The organism is Nocardia aegles (genome assembly GCF_052545135.1).
Map to the genome: position 1 here is coordinate 158,113 of NZ_JBQWRI010000009.1, position 19,737 is coordinate 177,849.

Below are 19,737 nucleotides of genomic sequence, written 5' to 3' on the forward strand. Positions count from 1 at the left end.
TCGGCGGGTGATTCAGTTGGGTCGAACTGCGACCTTGTGGCGACCGCTCAGGTCTACGGTCACGGTCGCGCATCCGTCGGCGTCGGCGACGATCTCGGCTTCCACGGCGCCGGAGAGGCGGTAGCGGGCCCCGGGAACGAGCCGGTCGAGGCGCAGCGCGTACCGGCCGCCGTCGCTGCCGGGGTGGAGTACGAGGTCGAGGGCGGCGCCGTCGCTGACGGCCCGGGCCACGAGCACCTCGGGGTGGGGTACCTCGGTCAGGCGTGGCCCGGTGTTCCACGCCGCCGGGCGCGGGGTGCTCATCATGGTGGCCAGGGTGGGCCCGTTGCCGAATCCACCGAATCCGAGCATGCCGTTCGCGCGCACCGACGCGAGCTGGAAGCGGTGCAGTCCGGTGTCGGGGTCGGCGGTGAATTCCAGCTGATCGAGTGCGGTTTTCCACAGCTCGTCGTGCCACTCCCGCTCGCCGCACTCACGGGCGAGGAGCATCGCGGCGGCGAGTGGTTCGGCGTTGGTCTTCGCGCCGGTGCTCCAGTCCGGGATCTCCGGGCCGGCCGAGTTCGCCTCCCGGTACTTCCCGGTGTCGAGCCACTCGCGCCGGAGTACCTCCCATGATCGCCTGCCGAACTCGGGCTGCAGTGGTGCGAGATAGGTGGAGATGCCCGCAGTGGTGGTGGGGCCGCCCGACAGACGAGGGGAGATACCTGTGCCCGACACCATGAAGGCAACGAGATCACCACTGGCAGTCCGGAATTCGCGATCCATCCGGTCCGCCACGCGGGGCGCCAGTCGGGCGGCGTGATCGGTGCCGTTGAGGCCGTCCAGCACACCGATGCCCGCGGTGGCGACGGCATTGCAGTACGGGAAGACGTACCCGCGCGTGCGATCGAGGCTCAGCGGCGCGGGTTCGCACGGCCACAGGCACAGATCCTGGTCGAAATTGCGCAGCGTGATGTCGTTGATCCGGGAGTGGTCGAAGGCGAATCGCTGCCGGGCCGACCAGTCGAAGACCAGGGCTCCGGGGCGGTCGTACCGGTCGTCGCCGGTGGCGTGCTTGAACATGCCGAGCTGCAGGTTGAGGTAGCCACTGAACATGATGTTCTGCGGAACATCGATGGGGTCGGCGCGGCGTTTGAAGAAGTCGTAGTTGCCGAGCAGGTTCTGCCAGTACCAGTAGCCCCACACCTCTTTGCGCTGCATCCGTTCGAACAGCATGACCTGGGCTCGGGTCAGGGCACCGGAGTAGGCCGGGGTGTAGGTGTAGTTGTACGTGGCCAGTGCCCACCCCAGCGCGTTGAGCTGGTAGCGGAGCCTGGACACCGGGCCCGCGGGGATCTCCTTGTCGTAGCTGTCCCAGTTGTCGACCGGCTGCAGCGCGGTGCTCATCAGGTACCGAAGCAGCTTCAGCTCGTCGGGGCCGGCTTCGCCGACGATCGGCGAATCATGGGTGCCGAGGGGTACGACGTCGGTGCGCGCCGGTCCCGGCGGTTGCGGGCTCTGGGCGAGCAGGCGCTCACGTTCTGCCCGGACCAGCGTCGCGGCCCGGCGAATCCGGGCCTCCTTCAGGGCCATGAGCGCGACCGCGGTGACGGCCAGGATGAAGGCCGCGACCGGAACCCAGGTCATCGGTCCGGACGTGGGCTGGTGATCGGCAACCGGATGGCCGGTGTGGGCCGCACTGCCGTGGTGCGCGGTCAACCCCGCGCCGAGCGCGGCCGTGGCAACGACGATGACCGGTAGGGTCACGAAGTCGGCGTGCGGAATCAGCCGCAGACCGAAGGCCCAGAAGCAGCTGACCAGCACACCGAGGAAGCCGGCGACGTGGCCGGCCACGACCACTGCCACCGGCGCGGCGGCGACCCCTGCCACGATGGCTCCGAGGCCGGCCAGCGCCACTGCCACTGCCACCACCGGAGCCCGCCGACGCAGCAGCCAGGCGACGGCGATCACCTCGACGAGCAGCAGCGCGGCGTGCCCGAGCACTGTTGTCGCGCCGAAGGTCTGATCGAGCGCGGGAATCGAGTACAGCATCGATGCGCCCGGGACTACCAGGCCGGCACCGAATGCCCGCCACGGCTCGCCGAGCCCGAGCGCGGTCGGCGCGAAGGCCGCAACCGCCCAGAACACCACCGCCATGATCAAGGTTCGGCGGCGCCACCGCTTCGTCATCGGTCCGTAGGAGAATCCGGTGTTCGGCGCTCTGCTGTTGTCCGTGGAGGCACGAGTTGTTGTCGTCATGGTCTTTCCTGCCCTGCCGGGGTCAAAACGAGATGGGTGGAGATCTGCACTTCCGGTGCGCTGCGTCCCCCGATCGCGGTGCCGGATCGCTGCCCGCGCAGGAACCGGTAAAGCGCCGCTCCGCGTGGCCCGAACAGGGCCAGCCCGGCCAGCAGCATGCAGCAGACCATGGGATCTCCTCTGGGAACCGATCAGAACTCGAGGACCGGTTTGATCACCGCGCCTGCGGCGTCCGCGACCGCGGTGTTGATCTGTTCGAACCGGTACCGGGTAATGACCTTTTCGATCGGGAACTTGCCTTGTGCGTGCCATTCGAGCAGCTGCGGAATGAACTTCCGCGAGTCGGCGTCACCCTCGATGCAGCCGCGAACGGTTTTGCCGCCGACGATCAGGTCCACGGCGTCGAAGCTGATCTCGGGATTTCCGATTCCCACGACCACCAGGACACCGAGTGCGCCGAGCGCGAGAGCCGCGCCCCGGATGACACTCGGAACCGACGTGGTGTCGAAGGCGTGGGTCGCGCCGCCCCCGGTGATCTCCCGGATGCGATCCACGAGCGCCGGATCCGCGCCGTCGAGAACGTGCGTGGCGCCGAGTTCGGCGGCGAGCTGTCGCCTGGGTTCGGAGAGATCGACCGCGATGATGGTCTGCACTCCGAGCGCGTGGGCGGCCATGACGGCCGCGATCCCGACACCTCCGGCTCCGTACACGACCAGCGTGGAGTCGGCAGTCGGCCGCAGGACGTTCGACACCGCTCCGGCGCCGGTCTGGAAACCGCAGCCCAGCGGGGCCGCGGCGGCGAGGTCGACGTCGCGGGGGACCACGACGACGTTCTCGCGGTTCGCGATGGCGTGCCGGGCGAAGCTCGACTGGCCGAAGAAATTCGCCCACACCGCCTCGCCGGACTGCGACACCGGGGAGGTGCCGTCGAGCCTGCCTCCGGAGCTGTTCAGCTCGGTGAAATGGGCGCAGTACGCGCGGCGCCCCGCTAGGCACTGTGCGCAGGTGCCGCAGTTGTTGTAGCTGAGCAGGACGTGGTCACCGGTCTCGATACCCGTGACCGCCGACCCGACCTGCTCCACGACTCCCGCGCCTTCGTGCCCGTACAGCGCGGGCGCGTCCGGGGCGGAGGTCGCCTTGGTGGTCAGATCGGTATGGCAGATGCCGACTGCGACCAGCCGGACCAGGACCTCGTCCGGCCGCAGGTCGGCGAGCTCGACTTCTTCCAGGGTGAATGTGGAAGCCGGACCGCGGCTCAGTGCTGCTGTGGTGTGCATCTATGTTCCATGTCGTGGTTGCGGAGGTGGGGGATCGCCCGTTGAACGGTCAGTGCTCGCCTGCGACAGCGCTGGGCGCCGAGCCGGCGGGCACCCGGGGCGTGCCCTGTGACAGCGCCGCAGCGACCTGGTCGGCGGTCGCGACCCGTCCGAGCAGTCCGAAGGTGGCGAGCGTGGCCTCGTGGGCCTCGTCGGTGGCGGCCGCGCACGCATCGGACACGAGCACCACCTGGTAGCCGAGCTCGATCGCGTCCCGTGCGGTGCCTTCGACCGTGACATTGGTCGCCACACCGGTGAACACGACGGTGTCGACTCCGAAGCGCCGGAGAATCGCGTCGAGGGCGGTGGTCGGGAAAGCGGAGGTTCCAGGATGTCCGACGACCGGCTCGGTGGGAAGCGGCGCCATCTCGGGGATGATGCGAGCTCCGGGTGACCCTTCGACCAGGGCTCCCAGGTCGACGATGGCGCGGTTGAGCCCAGTGTTCAGGATCAGTTCGGGGTAGCCGGGCGCGAACACCGCGCGCGCGAAGACCACCGGTGCCGCCGCCGCGCGGAAGGCGGCGAGAAGCGTGCGCGCGGTGCCGACGACGCCGTTGCGGGCGACCGACTCGGCGAAGAACGGAGCGAATGCGCCGGTGGGGCTCACGATGTCCGCTTGCCAGTGGACATTGATCAGGGCGGTCCGCGCCGGTTCCAGAACGAGGGGATCGTGGTTGTCGCTCATCGCGCTCACTCCGCGGTCGGGGTGATGAGGAAGTTACTGAAACCGCCGTTGCGGATGGCGACGCCGCTGATCGCGTCGTTGACCTTGGCCAGCGGGTAAGTGATGTGCTCGAAGACCGAGAGATCGAGCAATCCCGCCGCGGCCATGGCCGCCATGTCCTGGCCTTCGCCCGCGGAGAACCAGCACGATCCGAGCAGTTGCAGCTGTTGATCCATGATGTGGTGGACATCGATGGGCACTTCGCCCGCGGTGGCGCCGATGTTGACGGCGCGCCCGCCGCGGCGCAGGGACTTCAGACCCTGCTGGAACGGCTCGTGCGACGCGCCCGGGCCGAGCGCGTCGATGTAGACATCGACGCCACCGCCGAGGGTGTCGTGCACCCAGGAATCGATGGTGCCGTCGTGGGTGGAGAACGTCCGGATTCGTTCGGGTGCCAGTGCCTCTACCCGGGCGAGCAGGTCGCGGTCACGGCCGGTGCCGAGGATCGTGGTCGCTCCCATGGCCAGCGCCAGCAGGGCCACGCCGAGTCCCAGGGTGCCGCTGATGCCGTTGACGAGAACGGTGGTGTCGGTGCCGACTCGGGCCTTGCGCAGGGCGGCGTAACCGGTACCCAGGTAGCCGAACCGGGCAGCCTGCTCGAAGGAGACTTTCTCCGGCAACTTCACCAGGGCGTACTGCGGTGCGATCATGTACTCGGCCAGGCCGCCATAGGGGTACCGGTCGAGCATGCGTGGGGCGGTCGCGGTGAACCCGAAGTAGCCGGAGAAGGCGTAGCTGGTGCAGTCGTTGTGCTCACCCCGTCGGCACGGCAGACAGTCGCCACAGTAGCGGCCCGGGTTGACGTACACCCGGTCGCCCGGGGCGAAGCCGTGCACGTCCGAGCCGACGGCCTCGATGACGCCCGCGGGATCGAGCCCGAAGATCGCCGGAAGCTTGGGTAGTGGATTCTGCGGGAACCAGGTGGTCCAGTTCTGCAGGATGTTCGCCAGATTGGGCACGATGTTGCAGGCCCGCACCGACACCCGCACGTCGTGGGGCCCGGGCTCGGGCACGGGAACCTCGTCGAGGGTCATCGGCTCGCCCACCCGATGCATGCGGGCCGCCAGCATGGTTCCTGCCATTTTCGATTACTCCTTGAAACTTCGAGTCGGCCTCGATGCCGACGTCTATATATAAGACTCACTGATATGATCGCGGCCACACTATTTCCGTCCAGTGGGAAACTGGAATAGCGCCGCGGCGGGCGGAGGAGGTCGGGCCGGGACACGGTGCCGGGGACGATCGGTACACCGAACGCACCGAGTGGTAGCTGTCCGACCTCGCAGGAGTCGGCGGGCGCCGATCATCGGTCATCGGCTGCGGGCCCCACCCACGCTTCGACCCCGCGACAGCTGATGGTCATGTTACCGGCCGGAAGCGAGACGACCGGTCCGCGCTGAGACGCGCGAACCGGTCGTTCGAGGTTCGGCTGATGCGGGGGCGCTGCCGGGCGGACGCCCGCACCGTGCCGACCGTCAAAGGGAGCGATGGCACTCGCACCCAGACATGGTTCACCCAGGCATGGTTCACCCAGGCATGGTTCGTCGCGTCAGAACGCCTCGATCGGCAGGGCGAGCAGGTCCGGGGTGCTGTTCTGCATCGCCACCAGCCCAGCGGGCAGGCCGACCAGAACCTGTCGCGCGAACCAGGACCCCACCTCGATCTTGCCCAGGTAGAACGGCCGATCGGTGTCATCGGCGTCGGCCAGCCGGGTCTGCGCGACCTCGGCGCCGCGTAGCAGCAGCCATCCGCAGACCAGATCACCGAGCCCGAGCAACAGCCTGGTGGTGTCCTGCGCGGCGAGCTCCCGCTCGGCATGCGCGTCGTCGTCCCCCCACCGGGCGGTGAGCAGCGCGACCATGCCGCGAATCGAATCGATGGCGGCCGACAGGATGGCCCGCTCGTGGCCGAAACGGGTGTCGGCGGCGGTGGCGGTCTTCTCCATCTCGGCCAGCAGTCGTTCGAGCGTCGCCCCGCCGTCGCGCAGGATCTTGCGGGAGAACAGGTCCAGGCCCTGGATCCCGGTGGTCCCTTCGTACAGCGAGTCGACCTTGGTGTCGCGGACGTACTGCTCGAGGGGATAGTCGGCAAGGTACCCGGAGCCGCCGAACATCTGCAGGCTCTCCTGACCGAGCACGCGCCAGGCCGTTTCCGCGCAGTACCCCTTGATCACCGGAAGGAGCAGCTGATGACAGGCATCAGCGTCACGATCCAGCTCGCCGGTGCTGCGCGAGGCCTCCAATCGGTCCTGCTGGGACCCGGTGTAAAGGATCAGCGCTCGCATCCCCTCGGCGTAGGCCTTCTGAGTCATCAGCGACCGGCGTACGTCAGGGTGCTCGATGATGGGCACGGAGCGGTTGTCGCCTCCGACGAGACGATGTCCCTGGACTCGGGTAGTGGCGTAGTCGCGGGCGTTGAGGTAGCCGGTGGAGAGCGCGGCGGTCGATTTGACCCCGACCAGCATGCGTAGATGTTTGATCAGCTCGAACATCTGGCGCAGCCCGGCGTGCTCGTCACCGAGCAGCCAACCGACGGCGGGCCGGTCGGCGCCGAAGGTCACCTCGCAGGTGGGGCTGCCCGTCAGCCCCATCTTGTGTTCGAGGCCGGTCACCATCACCCCGTTGCGGTCACCGAGATCCCCGGTGGCGAGATCGAAGTGGAACTTCGGGACCACGAAGAGCGACAGCCCCCGGGTACCCGGACCACCGGCGCCCTCGACCCCGACCGGCCGGGCCAGCACCAGGTGGATGATGTTATCGGTAAGGTCGTGGTCGCCGTAGGTGATGAATCTCTTGGTGCCGTCGAGATGCCAGCTGCCGTCCGGTTGCGGTACCGCAGTGGTGCGGCCCGCCCCCACGTCCGAGCCCGCGTCCGGCTCGGTCAGCAGCATGGTGACCATCCAGCGCCGCTTCAGGATCAGCTCCGCGATCCGTCGCTGGTCGTCGGTTCCCCGCTGCCACAGCAGCCGAACCACCTGGGGAATGACGTTGAGGCCCTGCGGGATCGCGGGGTTGGCGCCGAGCATCAGCTCGGTGACGCACCAGCGCAGCGACGGTGGGACGTTCTGCCCGGAGATCTCCTCCGGCAGATCCAGCTCGAGCCAGCCCGAGTCGAGGTAATCGGCCGCGGCGTCGCGGTAGGCCGACGGCAATCGGACGCTGTGCGTCGCCGGATCGAAGCTCACCGGTTCCCGGTCGCGGTCGGAGAAGGTGAGGGCGAGCCGGTCCGTGGCGTAACCGGCGGCTTCGGTCAGGATCGTCTTCGCCATTTCGGGGTCGACGTCCGCGAACGGCGCCGTGCCGTACCGGCTTCGGCCGTCGAGCAGGTCGAACAGGACGAACTGCATGTCGCGAATATTGCTGTGATAGTGACTCATCGGCTGTGTTCTCTTTCGTGTACTCGAGCGGGGGCACCCATTCGGACCGGGCCGCATCGTCGGCGCCCCCGGCCGACCGTCAGCGAGCTGTGCCGGTCTTCGCGGTAGCGGTCCGCGCCGGCGCCAACCGGATGTCGAACCGCACCCGGGACCAGGCAGCTCCGGCGAGATCGCGGCCATCCGGCGTGGGCGTGCCGGCGGGCATCGATTCGAAATCCTTGATCAGGGAATCTCGCACGCCGAAGACCGTGTCCGAATCAAGCAGCGCGTCGGTGCGGTCGAAGATGTGCGTGACCAGCGTGCGGTAATTCTCAGCGCTGACCATGAAGTGCAGGTGGCTGGCCCGCATCGGCGAGCGCCCCGTCGCCTCGAGCATCCGCCCGACCGGTCCGTCGTGCGGGATCGGGTAGGGGGTGGGGCGAAGTCCCCAGAAGGCATAGCGGCCTTCGGCGTCGGTGAACAGATGCGCACGAGCGGCGACTCGGCCGTCGGCGTACTGGACGTCGTAGAAGCCGTCCTCGTCGGCTTCCCAGACCTCGATCCGCGCGCCGGGAACGGGGTTTCCGTCGGTGTCGGTAACGGTGCCCTCGGCCCAGCAGAGCTCGCCTGTCGCACCGCTGGTGATGTCTCCGCCGATGGCCACCTCGGGAGCGTCTTCGACGAAGAACGGCCCGAACACCGTTGCCTCGGTGGCATCGCCGTAGGCCTCGTTGTTGACGGTCACCGTCTGCATCGAGGCACCGAGCACATCGGACAGCAGGATGAATTCCTGGCGGCGATCGTCGGTGATGTGCCCGACCGCGGTGAGGAAGTCGATCGCGGTCTGCCACTCGTCCTCGGTCAGCCGGACCTCGCGAATGAAGGCATGCAGGTGCCGCACCAGCGATTGCATCAGCAGCCGCAAACGGGGGTCGGTGCACGAATCGAAGCTCGCCACGACCCGATCGGTGAGATCCTGCTCCCGCCGGCTCTGCTCGAGGTCCGAATCGGTCGTCATTTCATTCCCTCCGTATTCGGTGCGGTACCCGCCCAGGCCGCGCGCAGCAACCGCTCGAGCTCCGCGACGGTGACTTCCCGCGGCGTGTTCTCGGGCACGGCGGGCAGGATGAGCTGCGCGGCTTCCGGGATCGCTGTTTCGTCGAAGCCGTAGTCGGCAAGAGCGACCGGGGCGTCGAGCGTCTCGCGCAGCCGATTCAGCCCGGCGACGGCGTCGTCGCTGCCGAACGCGCCGGCGATCCGCGCCGCGGCGTCCGGTGCCGCGGGCGCGAGAAAGGCCAGGACATGGGGCAGGATCACAGCATGGGTCTGTGCGTGCGGCAGGTTGTACGCGCCGCCCAGCACATGGCAGATCTTGTGGTGTAAGCCGGAGCCGGCCGAGGAGAACGCCACCGCCGACAGATACGCGCCGTACAGCGTCTGTTCGCGGCCCGCGCGATCCAGCGGGTCCCGCTTGACCGCCGGAAGCCCGGCACTCAGAGCGCGAATGCCTTCCGTGGCCATGGCCTGGTCGATCGGATCGGTGCGCGGCGCCCACATCGAGTCGACACAGTGCGCCAGCGCGTTGAGCCCGGACGCCACCGACAAGTCCACCGGCAACGAGTAGGTCAGCGACACGTCGTAGACCACGGTCACCGGCAGGACGCGATCATCGACGCCGGTGGTCTTGCGCGCGCTCTCGGTGATCCCCCACACGTTCGTGGCCTCCGAGCCCGCGTAGGTGGTGGGGATCGCGACGATGGGGATACCGGTGGTCAGCGCGACAGCTTTGGCCAGCCCGGTGGCCGATCCGCCGCCGAGGCTCACGAGGAGGTCGATTCCCTGCGCACCGGCGAATCGGCGGGCGCGTTCCGCTTCCTCGACCGGTACGTGCGGGGCCACCCGGTCGTAGATGGAGGCGTGGGGCAGGCGCTGGGCCAGCTGTGTCGCCCGCTCACGATCCGAGGACTCGGCGATGAGCATGACTGCCTGCGCCTCGAGGCGTTTCACCTCGGCGAGCAGATGGTCGGCAGCGCTGCCCTCGCCGAAGAGCACTCGCTGCCCGAGCGTGCGGTGAGTGAAGGTCAGCATCGTGCGAGTGCCTCCCTGGCTGCGGCTTCGGCGTCGTATTCGTAAATCCAACCACTGCGGACGAGGGCATCGCCCGCGCCGAGTTCGGCGTCCCTGCGCTGCTGCTCGGGGCCGTCCGGTAGATGGTTGATGTCCTTGCGTTCATGGCTGAGCTGCTGCAGACGGCCCGCGCGGGGGATTCTGATCTCCTCGTACACCGCGAGCGCGCGCTCCGGGTCACCGGACCCGGCGGACAGGCACTGGGCGAGGGCGGCGGCGTCCTCGATCGCCTGCACCGCGCCCTGGGCGAAGAACGGGAACATCGGATGCGCGGCATCGCCGAGCAACGTGATCCGCCCGCTGCTCCACCTCGGCAGGGGAGCGCGGTCGAGCAGGGCCCAGCGCCCCGGCGTGCCCGCATGCTCGATCAATTCGCGCAGCCGCGGATCCCACCCGTCGAACTCGGCGAGGAGCTGCTCGACGGTGCCCTGGCTGCTCCACGATTCGTCGGTGAAATCCCCGGCGGGAGCGAAGGCGACAATGTTGATCTTGCGTCCCGCCGAGACGGGGTAGTGCACCAGGTGGTGATCGGGGCCGATCCACAGGGTTTGGACCGGGCGGCGGCTGAACTCGGGTGCGCTCTCCGCCGGGACGAGGGCGCGGTAGGCGCACATCCCGGAGTACGTCGCCGGCGCGGGGGTGGTGATGTACCCGCGAATCACCGAGTGGACTCCGTCGGCGCCGACGACCACGTCGGCGTCGACCGCCGTTCCGTCGTCGAAGTGGACGCGGATCTGGTCAGGAAGCTGGTCGATACCGGTGCATCGCTTACCGAGTTGCACCAGCTGCGGCGGCACCGCGGCCCGAATGGCCTCGAGCAGGTCGGCGCGGTGGCTGACGTAGGAACTCTCGCCGTAGAGCTGTTCGCAACGCCCGCTCATCTGTTCGGCGGAGATGACTTCGCCGTTCTGCCAGCGCCGGAATTCCCAGGCGACGTCGAGTTCGACCGCGGAGTCGAGGAAGCGATCCAGGTGGCCGAGCCGGCGCAGCAGGCGCACCGCGTTCGGGGAGACCACCAGGCCCGCACCGACCTCGCCGAGCTGGGGCGCCTGCTCGAACACGGTGACATCGATTCCGGCTCGGTGCAGGAAGGCGGCAGCCGCCAGGCCACCGATGCCGCCGCCCACGACGACGACGCGCAGTGCGGTACCGGATCCCTGGTCGGATACGGAAGTACTCATCGGATGTCTGCTTTCTCGGGGGTGCCCCGGGACCGGAACGAACCCGGGAGCGAGGGTGTTCTTCGGGCACCCGGACCGGAGCGGGCGGGATTCCCGCGGAGGCAGCGGGAATGACCTTGCTCGCCCGGCCCGGGTGGACTCATGGCGTATGCACCGACGGCTCCGTCAGCGCCCGCCGCAGCAACTTGCCCACCGCGCTGCGCGGCAGCGCGGACCGGGTCTCGACCACGCGCGGAATCTTGAACTTGGCCAGGTGCGGCCGCAGAAATTCCTGCAGATCCTCGACGGTGACCTCGACATCGGCGACTAGCACGGCGGTGATGATCTCCCCCCAGACCGGGTGGGGCCGGCCCACCACAGCCACATCCCGGACACCCGGATACTGGGCGATCAGGTGCTCGACCTCTGCCGGGTCGACGTTCTCGCCACCGGTGATGATCGTGTCCTTCGACCGCCCGGTGATGCACAGATCCCCATCTTCGTCGAGGTAACCGCGGTCGCCGGTATCCAGCCACCCGCTCTGGAAGGTGGCGCTGGTCGCTTCGGGGTTGCGCCAGTAGCCGGATGCCAGGTGCGGGCCACGAACCCGCACGTTGCCGACCGTGCCCGGGGCGCAGTCTGTCCCCTCCGCGGACACGATCCGGACATCGGTCAGCAGCGCCGGGGGACCCGACGACCCGGATTTGCCGGAGGCATCGTCCGTGCGCCGGAAGCTGACCGACGGGCCGGCCTCGGTCATGCCGAAGCTCGCGAGTACCGGCACTCCGCGCTCGGACCATTCGGCCACCAGCGCCGGGGGCGTCGGCGCTCCGCCGGCCAGAATCCATCGCAGGCTCGACAGGTCGGCGTCGTCGAATCCTTCCGCCTGGGACATCAGGGCCAGCATCGAAGGCACCGCGAACATGGTGGTCACCCGGTGGCGCCGGATCTGCTCGAGGCAGCGACGCGCCTCGAAGCCTCGATCCAGCACCACGGTGCCCCCTTTGTGCAGGGTGGTGATCGCCAGCGTGTTCAGCGCGGCCGTGTGGGACAGCGGCGTGTTCACCAAGGTGACGTCGTCGGAGACCACATCGAGCCCCAGCAGGGTGTTGAGGCTGTTGAACCACAGCGCCCGGTGACTGAGCACCACTCCCTTCGGCCGCCCCGAGGTGCCCGAGGTGTAGACGATCAGCACGGGATCCGCGGGATCAGGCCGGTGAGCGGCCTCCACGGGGAAGGTGGCCGCCTCCGGGAGCGCATCCAGCACCGTGCCGCTGCTCGGAGCGAGCAAATACTGCGTGACCGCCGGGCCGGCCTGTGCGGCCAGCCGTTCGGCGGTTTCGCCGGAGACCAGCAGCACCCGTGGGTCCAGGTCGTCGAGGACATGGGTGAGTTCCTCGACGGTGGAGGCGATCCCCACCGGGGCGAATACCGCCCCGATACGCGAGCAGGCATACAGCGCCACCAGCAGCTCGGGGCGGTTCTCCGCGAAACACACCACACGGTCGCCCGGGCCGACGCCGCGCCGGACCAGGAACTGAGCCGTCGCGAGGATGCGCTCCCGCAGCTGCCCATAGGACCAGTGCCTGCCCTCGTGCACGATCGCCGTGCGCGTCGGCTGGCGTTCGGCACGCCGCTCGACGAGTTCCCCGTAGCGGGGCACCAGCGACGCGAACGGGTCGTCCGTTTCGCCCTGCACGGGCGCAGTGCTGTGTGTCATTCCAGGCTCCGTGTCATCGCAGTTGTCGCTCAGATGGGGTAGTGCCGGTGCTCGGAGGAGATGGTGACCCAGCGCAGCTCGGTGAATTCCTCGATCGCGGCCTGCGACCCGAACCGCCCGTAACCACTGGCTTTGGCCCCGCCGAACGGCATCTGCGCCTCGTCGTGCACGGTTGCTCCGTTGATGTGGCAGATGCCGGACTCGATCCGGCGAGCCACCCGCAGCCCGAGATCGACATCGGAGGTGAACACTGCCGCGGACAGCCCGTACTCGGAGTCGTTGGCCACTCGGACGGCTTCGTCGACGCCGTCGACGACGATGATCGGTGCCAGCGGACCGAAGCTCTCCTCGGAGTAGATCCGCGCATCGGCCGTAACCCCGGTGAGGACGGTCGGCGGGTAGAACAGTCCGTCGGGTTCGCCGCCGGTGCGAACCGCCGCGCCGTGCGCGACCGCGTCTTGCACCAGGGCGTGGACGTGGGCGACTGCGGCTTCGTGGACCAACGGGCCGAGTTGGGTGCCCGGCTCCTGCGGGTCGCCGACCACCAGGGCGCCGGCGCGCTCGGCGAGCTTGGCGGCGAACGGTTCGGCCACGGACCGGTCGACGATGATCCGTTCGGTGGACATGCAGATCTGGCCCTGGTTCATGAAGGCGCCGAACGAGGCGGCTGCGGCGGCCTCGTCGAGGTCGGCATCGGCCAGTACGACGAACGGGGCCTTGCCACCCAGTTCCAGAACCGAGCGGGTGAGGTGGCGGCCCGCCAGCTCACCGATCCGGCGCCCTACCCGGGTGGAGCCGGTGAAGTTGACGCTGCGGACCGCCGGGTGCGCGATCAGGGCCTCGACCACCTCGGCGGCGTCGGCGGGGGCATTGGTGATCAGGTTGACCGCACCCGCCGGGGCGCCCGCGTCGACCAGGCACTGCACGATCGCAGCGTGCGTGGCAGGGGTCTCTTCGGCCGCTTTGAGCACGACGGTATTGCCGAGGGCCAGCGGCATCGCGATCGCGCGGACGCCGAGGATGATCGGGGCGTTCCACGGTGCGATCCCGACCACGACGCCGAGGGGCTTGCGCTCCGCCAGGGCGGTCAGTCCCGGCACGTTCGACGGAATCACCTGTCCGACCGTCGCGTACACCTGCGCTGCCGCCTCGCGCAACATCTCGGCGCCGAGCGCCACGTTGAAACCGCACCACGCGGCTGCCGCGCCCATCTCTCGACCCATGGTCGCGGCGATGTCCGCGCTGCGCTCCTCGAGAAGCGCGGCGGCGCGTTCCAGGACCGCCCGCCGGGCGGCCGGGGCCAACGCGGACCACGCCGGGGCTGCTTCGGCCGCGGCGGTCGCGGCGCGTACCGAATCGGCGGCTTTGGCTGCCGCCACCCGGGAGATCTCCTCCCCGGTCAGGCGTTGGGTCTTGGTGAAGAAGGTGCCGTCTTCCGGGGCGATCGCTGTGCCGCCGATGTGCAGGTTGACGGTGGTGGCGTGGGCCGTGGTGGTCATCGGCGTGCTTCCTCTTCCGAGCGCGAGTAGGTCTCCAGGCCGGGGCGGTAGGTTTTCGTGTCGAGGAATTGGGTCATGCCCTGCTCCCGGGCATCGGAGTCGAACAGGATCGCCTGATCGTGCTTGGCGTAGAGGAAGTCCTCCGCCGCTTCCCACGACATCAAGCGCGAGTGCCGGAAGCCGATCTTGGTGCAACGGACCACCCACTGGCTCAGTGAGGTCAGTTTGAGGGCGAGCTCGACCGTCCGGGCACGCAGCTGGTCGGCGGGCACGGCTTCGTTGACCAGCCGCATCTCGGCAGCGCGGCGCCCGTCGAACGGTTCTCCGGTCATGATGTGGTACATCGCGTCGCGGGTGGGGATGGTCTCCGCGAGAGCCCGGGTCACCAGGTTGCCCGGCGTGACGCCCCAGTTGACTTCCGAGAGCCCGAAAGTCGCGTCCTCGGCCGCGATCGCCAGATCGCAGGACACCAGCGGGACGAAGGCACCGCCGAAGCACCAGCCGTTGACCATCGCGATGGTCGGCTTGGTGTAGTTGTACAGCTTGCGGAACTGCCAGTTGGTGCCTTCGCCACGCACCCGGTGCTGCACCGACCGCGGCTTTCCGTCGGTCTCACGGAAGTACTCTTTCAGGTCCATGCCCGCGGAGAACGCCTCTCCGGCACCGGTGAGGACGACCACTGCGCACCGCTCGTCGTCCTCGAGGCGATCCAGCGTGGCGAACATTTCCCGGTTGAGCGTGGGGTTCATGGCATTGCGCTTGTCGGGCCTATTCAGGCTGACCCAGGCGATGCGGTGCTCGTCGAACTCGACGGCAACCGTGTTGCCCCACGGTTCGGTATCGGTGTCGTTGGTCATGCGATCTCCCTGAGGTGGGTGGCCGTCTCCGGTGGACACCGGTGCGGCAGCTTCATATAAGATTTTCTGATATTCGAACTTATCAGTCACTCTGATAACCTGTCAATTGTGAACGGAGACTCGAATGCACAGAGCGAAGTCGGCGCTCCCGCTACCCGGGGTGCGCGCGTGACCTATCTGGTGAAGCGCCTCGAGTCTGCGGTTCGTCGCGATCTGGACGACGCATTGCGCGAACACGGTCTCACCACGCCTCAGTACGCGGCGTTGAGCATCCTGGGCCGGCATCCGGGCATGTCATCGGCGCAGCTGGCCAGGCGCGCGTTCGTCACGGCACAGTCGATGCAGGTGATGGTGGCGGCCTTCGCGCGCTCCGGTTACGTCGAGCGTCGTCCACGGCCGGACAACCAGCGAATCCTGTGCAACTACCTCACCGACAAGGGGCGTGGCGCTCTGGTCCGGTGCGAAGAGGCGGCCGAGGCCGTCGAGAAGAAGATGCTCGACGGCCTCGACAGGCCATCGGTCGCCGCCCTGCGAACTGCGCTCGAACTCTGCGTGCGCAATCTCGCCGATGGGTGATGCCGCCGTGGGCATCTCGGCGCCGGTCGGTCACCGACTGTCGTTGTCACCGGCTGCGCTCGCCGTGCAGTAGCGTCAGAAGTCGAACGATCAGCAGCGGCTCGGCGGCGCGTCTTTCGCTGCCGGCGGCGGAGTGGTTCGAAGGTGGTGTGGTGGATGGCGGGTGAGGGTTCGTTGCGTCGGGTGCGGAGTCGGGCGCTGTCGGAGTCGTTACGTCAGCGTCATCGTGAGCTGGGCACGACGGATCCGCGGGTGTTGGACGCGATGGAGACGGTGGCGGTACTGACCCGTCTGGAGGCCCGGCTGTCCCAAGATTTCGAGCGTTCGGTGCATCGGCCGTTGGGGATCACCTGGGCCGGTTTCCGGATTCTGAATGTGTTGTGGGCGTTCGGTGGGACGCCGCAGCACGAGTTGACGCGGTTGTCGGGGACGTCGCGGGCCAGTGTGTCCAGTGCGCTGACGACGCTCGAGCGTCAGGAACTGGTTGCTCGCCGGGTTGCCGATAACGATCGACGTCAGCTGGTGGTGGAGTTGTTGCCGGCGGGGTTGTCGATTCTGGAGCGGGCGGTGGCGATCCAGGCGGATCGGCTGACCGCCTGGACCGATGTGTTGCGTGATGATCAGCTCGGTGAGTTGCTGCACCTGCTCAACACCCTGGTCGGTCAGGATGTGCCGAGCCGTGCGGCGTCCGGTCGACAGGGCGCCCGCAGCGAGTCGTCGTCGGAGTAAGAGGTTCCGGGCCTGGAGCAGGTCGGCGCACCAGCCGTGGACGCGGTCGGAGAACTCCTCCGAATGCGGAGATCCGCAGAGGCGGGCGGTGCCGATCGGAACGGCCACCGCGAAGGCCGCACCGGTCGTGCGGTAGAAGAACCCATGCGACAGGCTCCCGGCCAACCCGGCCGCAGGCACCAGGGCGCAACAGGCCGAGGCTGAGCGCGCCGTTGCTGATCGCGAAGGCGCGCAGTGCCGCGGTGACAGCCGGCCGGGCCGATGGCCGGCCCGTCGCAGGCCGATGGTGTCGCGAGCGGCGTGAGGATCATCGCGCCGGGCGAGCCGCGGCCCGATACGGGCCCAGGGTCGAAGTGATATCGCGCGTGGCCGGCTCGGACGCTGGAGGCGGGCGAGGTCGGGTGTGCTCGAGGCCGTTCAGCACGCGCATCTGAGCTTCCCGCGTTGTTCTGCGCGACGGCAAACGTGTCAAGGGTCGAACAAGTCTGAACCGGGATTCTGACTGAGTTTACTCGATATTTACTGGAATCTGCGGCTTTTCCGCCTCCTTGACTGTCAGGGTTCTGACAAATAGTGTGGTGGTCGACACACAGTGGCCGATAGCTGCGAATCCCCCGCCATCGGTTTTCTCCGGTCTGCTTGTCGCCCCCAGCGGTGATGACGAATGGCGGCGGAGGGCTCGAAGGAGACGAGGTTCGGACCGCCGCTCCTTGATCCAGCCGTCGCTCTTACGCAGAAAGCCTTCTTGCCAGTGAGTACGAACAGCCTGAACCCGAGCCGCCGCTCGGTGCTGTGCCACCGGTTCGGTGACATCGCCGATCTCGACATCGTCGAAGGCGCGCTGCCGATCCCCGGAGCAGGGCGGATTCTCATCGAAGTGGACGCGGCCGGGGTCGGCTTCGTCGATGGGCTCATCGTGGCGGGCCGGTATCAGATCCGCCCCTCGTTACCCTTTACTCCGGGCTTCGTGGTGGCCGGTCGAATCGCGGCCGTCGGAACGGAGGCCGGCGATCTCGACATCGGCACCCCGGTGTTCGCCAACCTGCCCGCGCTGGGCGGCTGGACCACGCATATCGCAGTCCCCAGCGACCACGTGCGACCTCTTCCGCCCGGTTGCGATGCCCCGACCGCGGTCGCGGCACTCCAGACCTACACGACAATGCATTTCGCATTGACCCGGCGCATCCCGCCAGCCCCGGGGGAATGGGTGGCAGTCGCAGGAGCGGGGGGAGCGATCGGCCTGGCGGCGGTGGCACTCGTGCGGTCGCAGAGGGCGCGCGTGATCGGCATCGCGTCGACACCCGCGAAGCGGCAGGCCGCGATGGAATCGGGCGCCGAGGAGGTCATCGGCTACGCGACGGTGCGAAATGACCTCGCTCGGATCACCGGCGGGGGAGTCGACGTGGTGATCGACCCGGTCGGCGGCGCTGTCGGTGCCACCTTGCTCCGCTGCCTGAACTCCGGCGGCCGGTACGGCATCGTGGGCTTCGCCTCCGGTGACATGCCTGCGATCGCCGCCAATCGGGTCCTGCTGCGCAATCGGGCGGTCATCGGCATCGATTGGGGAGATTTCGCCGCCTCCGAGCCGGCCACCGCGGGCGAACTCTCGGCGCAGGTGCTTCGGCAGCTGGCCTCCGGCCGACTACGCCCGCCGCACTACACGCTGTGGCCACTGACCCAGGTGCGCTCCGCGCTCGGCCGGATCCGAGATCGTCGCTCGATCGGATGCCTCGTACTGACGCCGCGGGATTGAGTCCGATTCCGCCGTTGCGGTGCCTGCGATCCGCGACGCCGTAGCCGATCACATGCGCCCCCCTGTCCCTGCCTACGGGCCGATTCGGCCAGTCGAATGGAGCTGATGAAGTGACGTTGAACGAGTCTCCCGGCCTCGGTGACCAGATCCTGAGTGCTCTTGCGCGCTACCCGGACCGCACCGCCTTCGCCTGGGACGGCGGAGCGATGACGTATCGTGCCGCGCTCGATCTCATCGGCCGTGCGCAGCGAGTTCTGTTGGAGCTGGATCTGCCCGTGGGCAGCACCGTAGCCATGCTGAGCGCGAATCGCGCCGATGCCTGGTGTGTGTACGCGGCGGCGCTGATGAGCCGCTTGAACACGACGTGGTTGCATCCGCAGGGCTCGCTCGCCGACCACCTCGTGCAGCTCGACGACTGTGCGGCGAGCGTGCTGGTGGTCGACACCGACACGTTCGCCGACCGGGGAGCCGAACTCGACGCGGCCGCGGCATCCCTTCAGGTGACCTTCGCGCTCGGACCGGCGGTCATCGGTCGCAATCTGCATGCGGTCGCGCAGGCGGCGGGAGCCGCCACACCGTCGTCGCTCTCCCGGTTCGATGATCCCGCCACCTTGGCCTACACCGGCGGCACCAGCGGGCGACCCAAGGGCGTATTGCGCTATCACCGTGAAATGGCGCACTACGCGTCATCGACCATCGTCAACTTCCATCTTCCGGTGCGACCGAACTATTTGGCCGTCGGGCCCATCAGCCATGTGGCCGGTATCAAGATCATTCCCACCCTGACGCTGGGCGGCACCGTCCATCTCGCCCGGAAATTCGACCCCGAGCAGGTGCTGTCCACCATCGAACGTGAGCGCATCAACTTCGCGCTGTTCGTCCCGACGATGATCTACACCCTGCTCGACCATCCGGCGCTGTCCAGCACCGACACGTCCTCGCTCGAACTGCTGCTGTACGGCGCGTCGCCGATCGCACCCGGCCGGCTCGCCGAGGCGATCGACCGGTTCGGGCCGGTTTTCGCCCAGCTCTACGGCCAGACGGAGTGCTATCCGATTTCCGTTCTTCCCCGGGAGGATCATGATCTCGGCCGACCCGAACTCCTGGCGTCCTGCGGTTACCCCGCCATTGGCTGCACAGTCCGTCTGCTCGGCGAGGATCTGCGAGAAGTGGCACCGGGCGAGCCCGGCGAGATCTGTGTCCGTGCGCCGCAAGTGCTGTCGGAGTACTGGCGTCGGCCCGAACAGACAGCTGAGGCTCTGGCCGGTGGTTGGCTGCACACCGGGGACATCGCGCGTGCCGACGACCGCGGCTACCTCTACATCCTCGATCGGAAGAAGGACATGATCGTCAGCGGAGGGTTCAACGTCTTCCCGCGTGAGGTCGAGGACATTCTGTCCGAGCACGCGGATGTGGCGATGGTCGCGGTTATCGGTGTCCCGCACGAGAAGTGGGGCGAAGCGGTGACCGCGTTGGTCGTTCCGCGCCCGGGAGCGCAGGTCGACGGCCGGCAGCTCATCGATCTGGTCAAGCAGCGCAAAGGCTCCATTCACGCGCCCAAATACGTCGAAGTGGTGGCCGATCTACCCCGTACGCCGGTCGGGAAGATCGACAAGAAGGCCGTGAAGGCGCGGTACTGGCAAGGGACAGATCGCATGATCGGCTAGCTCTGCGGAATCGAGA

At 68.1% G+C, this 19,737-nt stretch carries 16 protein-coding genes; 4 read left to right on the top strand and 12 right to left on the bottom strand.

The window, feature by feature from the left end:
• Positions 1-12 precede the first annotated feature (12 nt).
• The 12 genes from ACT89H_RS23390 to ACT89H_RS23445 form a co-directional block, all read right to left on the bottom strand.
• Positions 13-2,238: a linalool dehydratase/isomerase domain-containing protein gene (locus ACT89H_RS23390; RefSeq protein ID WP_445110792.1), complete on the bottom strand. Its 2,226-nt coding sequence runs from the start codon at positions 2,236-2,238 to the stop codon at positions 13-15.
• On the bottom strand, positions 2,235-2,408 hold the full coding sequence (locus ACT89H_RS23395; protein ID WP_445110793.1) for a hypothetical protein: 174 nt from the start codon (positions 2,406-2,408) through the stop codon (positions 2,235-2,237). The genes ACT89H_RS23390 and ACT89H_RS23395 overlap by 4 nt, the downstream gene beginning before the upstream one ends.
• 21 nt (positions 2,409-2,429) lie before the next feature.
• Positions 2,430-3,515 (bottom strand): NAD(P)-dependent alcohol dehydrogenase, encoded by a 1,086-nt coding sequence (locus ACT89H_RS23400; RefSeq protein WP_445110794.1) that lies wholly within the window; start codon positions 3,513-3,515, stop codon positions 2,430-2,432.
• Between the two features lie 49 nt (positions 3,516-3,564).
• Positions 3,565-4,239 carry a cysteine hydrolase family protein gene (locus ACT89H_RS23405; protein WP_445110795.1) on the bottom strand — a complete coding sequence of 225 codons (675 nt, stop codon included), beginning with the start codon at positions 4,237-4,239 and terminating at the stop codon, positions 3,565-3,567.
• A gap of 5 nt (positions 4,240-4,244) precedes the next feature.
• Positions 4,245-5,360, bottom strand: coding sequence for an alcohol dehydrogenase catalytic domain-containing protein (locus ACT89H_RS23410; protein ID WP_445110796.1), 1,116 nt, complete (start codon positions 5,358-5,360; stop codon positions 4,245-4,247).
• 467 nt (positions 5,361-5,827) lie between these two features.
• Entirely contained in the window at positions 5,828-7,654 is a 1,827-nt protein-coding gene (locus ACT89H_RS23415; protein WP_445110797.1) for an acyl-CoA dehydrogenase, read from the bottom strand.
• A gap of 79 nt (positions 7,655-7,733) precedes the next feature.
• Positions 7,734-8,651, bottom strand: a complete 918-nt coding sequence (locus ACT89H_RS23420) for an intradiol ring-cleavage dioxygenase (RefSeq protein ID WP_445110798.1) — start codon at positions 8,649-8,651, stop codon at positions 7,734-7,736.
• Entirely contained in the window at positions 8,648-9,721 is a 1,074-nt protein-coding gene (locus ACT89H_RS23425; RefSeq protein WP_445110799.1) for a maleylacetate reductase, read from the bottom strand. The genes ACT89H_RS23420 and ACT89H_RS23425 overlap by 4 nt, the downstream gene beginning before the upstream one ends.
• Entirely contained in the window at positions 9,715-10,941 is a 1,227-nt protein-coding gene (locus ACT89H_RS23430; protein WP_445110800.1) for an FAD-dependent monooxygenase, read from the bottom strand. Before ACT89H_RS23430 ends, ACT89H_RS23425 begins: the two co-directional genes overlap by 7 nt.
• Positions 10,942-11,080: 139 nt before the next feature.
• On the bottom strand, positions 11,081-12,640 hold the full coding sequence (locus tag ACT89H_RS23435; RefSeq protein ID WP_445110801.1) for a class I adenylate-forming enzyme family protein: 1,560 nt from the start codon (positions 12,638-12,640) through the stop codon (positions 11,081-11,083).
• A 29-nt stretch (positions 12,641-12,669) separates the two neighbouring features.
• Positions 12,670-14,139, bottom strand: a complete 1,470-nt coding sequence (locus ACT89H_RS23440) for an aldehyde dehydrogenase (RefSeq protein WP_445110802.1) — start codon at positions 14,137-14,139, stop codon at positions 12,670-12,672.
• Positions 14,136-14,996 (bottom strand): p-hydroxycinnamoyl CoA hydratase/lyase, encoded by an 861-nt coding sequence (locus ACT89H_RS23445; protein ID WP_445110803.1) that lies wholly within the window; start codon positions 14,994-14,996, stop codon positions 14,136-14,138. Before ACT89H_RS23445 ends, ACT89H_RS23440 begins: the two co-directional genes overlap by 4 nt.
• Before the next feature lie 168 nt (positions 14,997-15,164).
• Between ACT89H_RS23445 and ACT89H_RS23450 the strand changes: the two genes are divergently transcribed.
• The 4 genes from ACT89H_RS23450 to ACT89H_RS23465 all read left to right on the top strand — a co-directional run bounded on the left by ACT89H_RS23450 (position 15,165) and on the right by ACT89H_RS23465 (position 19,721).
• On the top strand, positions 15,165-15,572 hold the full coding sequence (locus ACT89H_RS23450; RefSeq protein WP_445110804.1) for a MarR family winged helix-turn-helix transcriptional regulator: 408 nt from the start codon (positions 15,165-15,167) through the stop codon (positions 15,570-15,572).
• A gap of 156 nt (positions 15,573-15,728) precedes the next feature.
• The gene (locus ACT89H_RS23455) at positions 15,729-16,301 is read left to right on the top strand and encodes a MarR family winged helix-turn-helix transcriptional regulator (protein WP_445110805.1); all 573 of its coding nucleotides are present in this window, start codon (positions 15,729-15,731) and stop codon (positions 16,299-16,301) included.
• A 751-nt stretch (positions 16,302-17,052) separates the two neighbouring features.
• Positions 17,053-18,054 carry a zinc-binding dehydrogenase gene (locus ACT89H_RS23460; protein WP_445110806.1) on the top strand — a complete coding sequence of 334 codons (1,002 nt, stop codon included), beginning with the start codon at positions 17,053-17,055 and terminating at the stop codon, positions 18,052-18,054.
• A gap of 110 nt (positions 18,055-18,164) precedes the next feature.
• The gene (locus tag ACT89H_RS23465; protein WP_445110807.1) at positions 18,165-19,721 is read left to right on the top strand and encodes an AMP-binding protein; all 1,557 of its coding nucleotides are present in this window, start codon (positions 18,165-18,167) and stop codon (positions 19,719-19,721) included.
• Positions 19,722-19,737: the final 16 nt, after the last annotated feature.

Excerpts from the sequence above, each read along its gene's own strand:
- ACT89H_RS23435 (WP_445110801.1), bottom strand. The coding sequence starts at position 12,640 with ATGACACACAGCACTGCGCCCGTGCAGGGCGAAACGGACGACCCGTTC.
- ACT89H_RS23400 (WP_445110794.1), bottom strand. The coding sequence starts at position 3,515 with ATGCACACCACAGCAGCACTGAGCCGCGGTCCGGCTTCCACATTCACC.
- ACT89H_RS23395 (WP_445110793.1), bottom strand. The coding sequence starts at position 2,408 with ATGGTCTGCTGCATGCTGCTGGCCGGGCTGGCCCTGTTCGGGCCACGC.
- ACT89H_RS23415 (WP_445110797.1), bottom strand. The coding sequence starts at position 7,654 with ATGAGTCACTATCACAGCAATATTCGCGACATGCAGTTCGTCCTGTTC.
- ACT89H_RS23390 (WP_445110792.1), bottom strand. The coding sequence starts at position 2,238 with ATGACGACAACAACTCGTGCCTCCACGGACAACAGCAGAGCGCCGAAC.
- ACT89H_RS23420 (WP_445110798.1), bottom strand. The coding sequence starts at position 8,651 with ATGACGACCGATTCGGACCTCGAGCAGAGCCGGCGGGAGCAGGATCTC.
- ACT89H_RS23405 (WP_445110795.1), bottom strand. The coding sequence starts at position 4,239 with ATGAGCGACAACCACGATCCCCTCGTTCTGGAACCGGCGCGGACCGCC.
- ACT89H_RS23410 (WP_445110796.1), bottom strand. The coding sequence starts at position 5,360 with ATGGCAGGAACCATGCTGGCGGCCCGCATGCATCGGGTGGGCGAGCCG.
- ACT89H_RS23455 (WP_445110805.1), top strand. The coding sequence starts at position 15,729 with ATGGCGGGTGAGGGTTCGTTGCGTCGGGTGCGGAGTCGGGCGCTGTCG.
- ACT89H_RS23430 (WP_445110800.1), bottom strand. The coding sequence starts at position 10,941 with ATGAGTACTTCCGTATCCGACCAGGGATCCGGTACCGCACTGCGCGTC.
- ACT89H_RS23445 (WP_445110803.1), bottom strand. The coding sequence starts at position 14,996 with ATGACCAACGACACCGATACCGAACCGTGGGGCAACACGGTTGCCGTC.
- ACT89H_RS23440 (WP_445110802.1), bottom strand. The coding sequence starts at position 14,139 with ATGACCACCACGGCCCACGCCACCACCGTCAACCTGCACATCGGCGGC.
- ACT89H_RS23425 (WP_445110799.1), bottom strand. The coding sequence starts at position 9,721 with ATGCTGACCTTCACTCACCGCACGCTCGGGCAGCGAGTGCTCTTCGGC.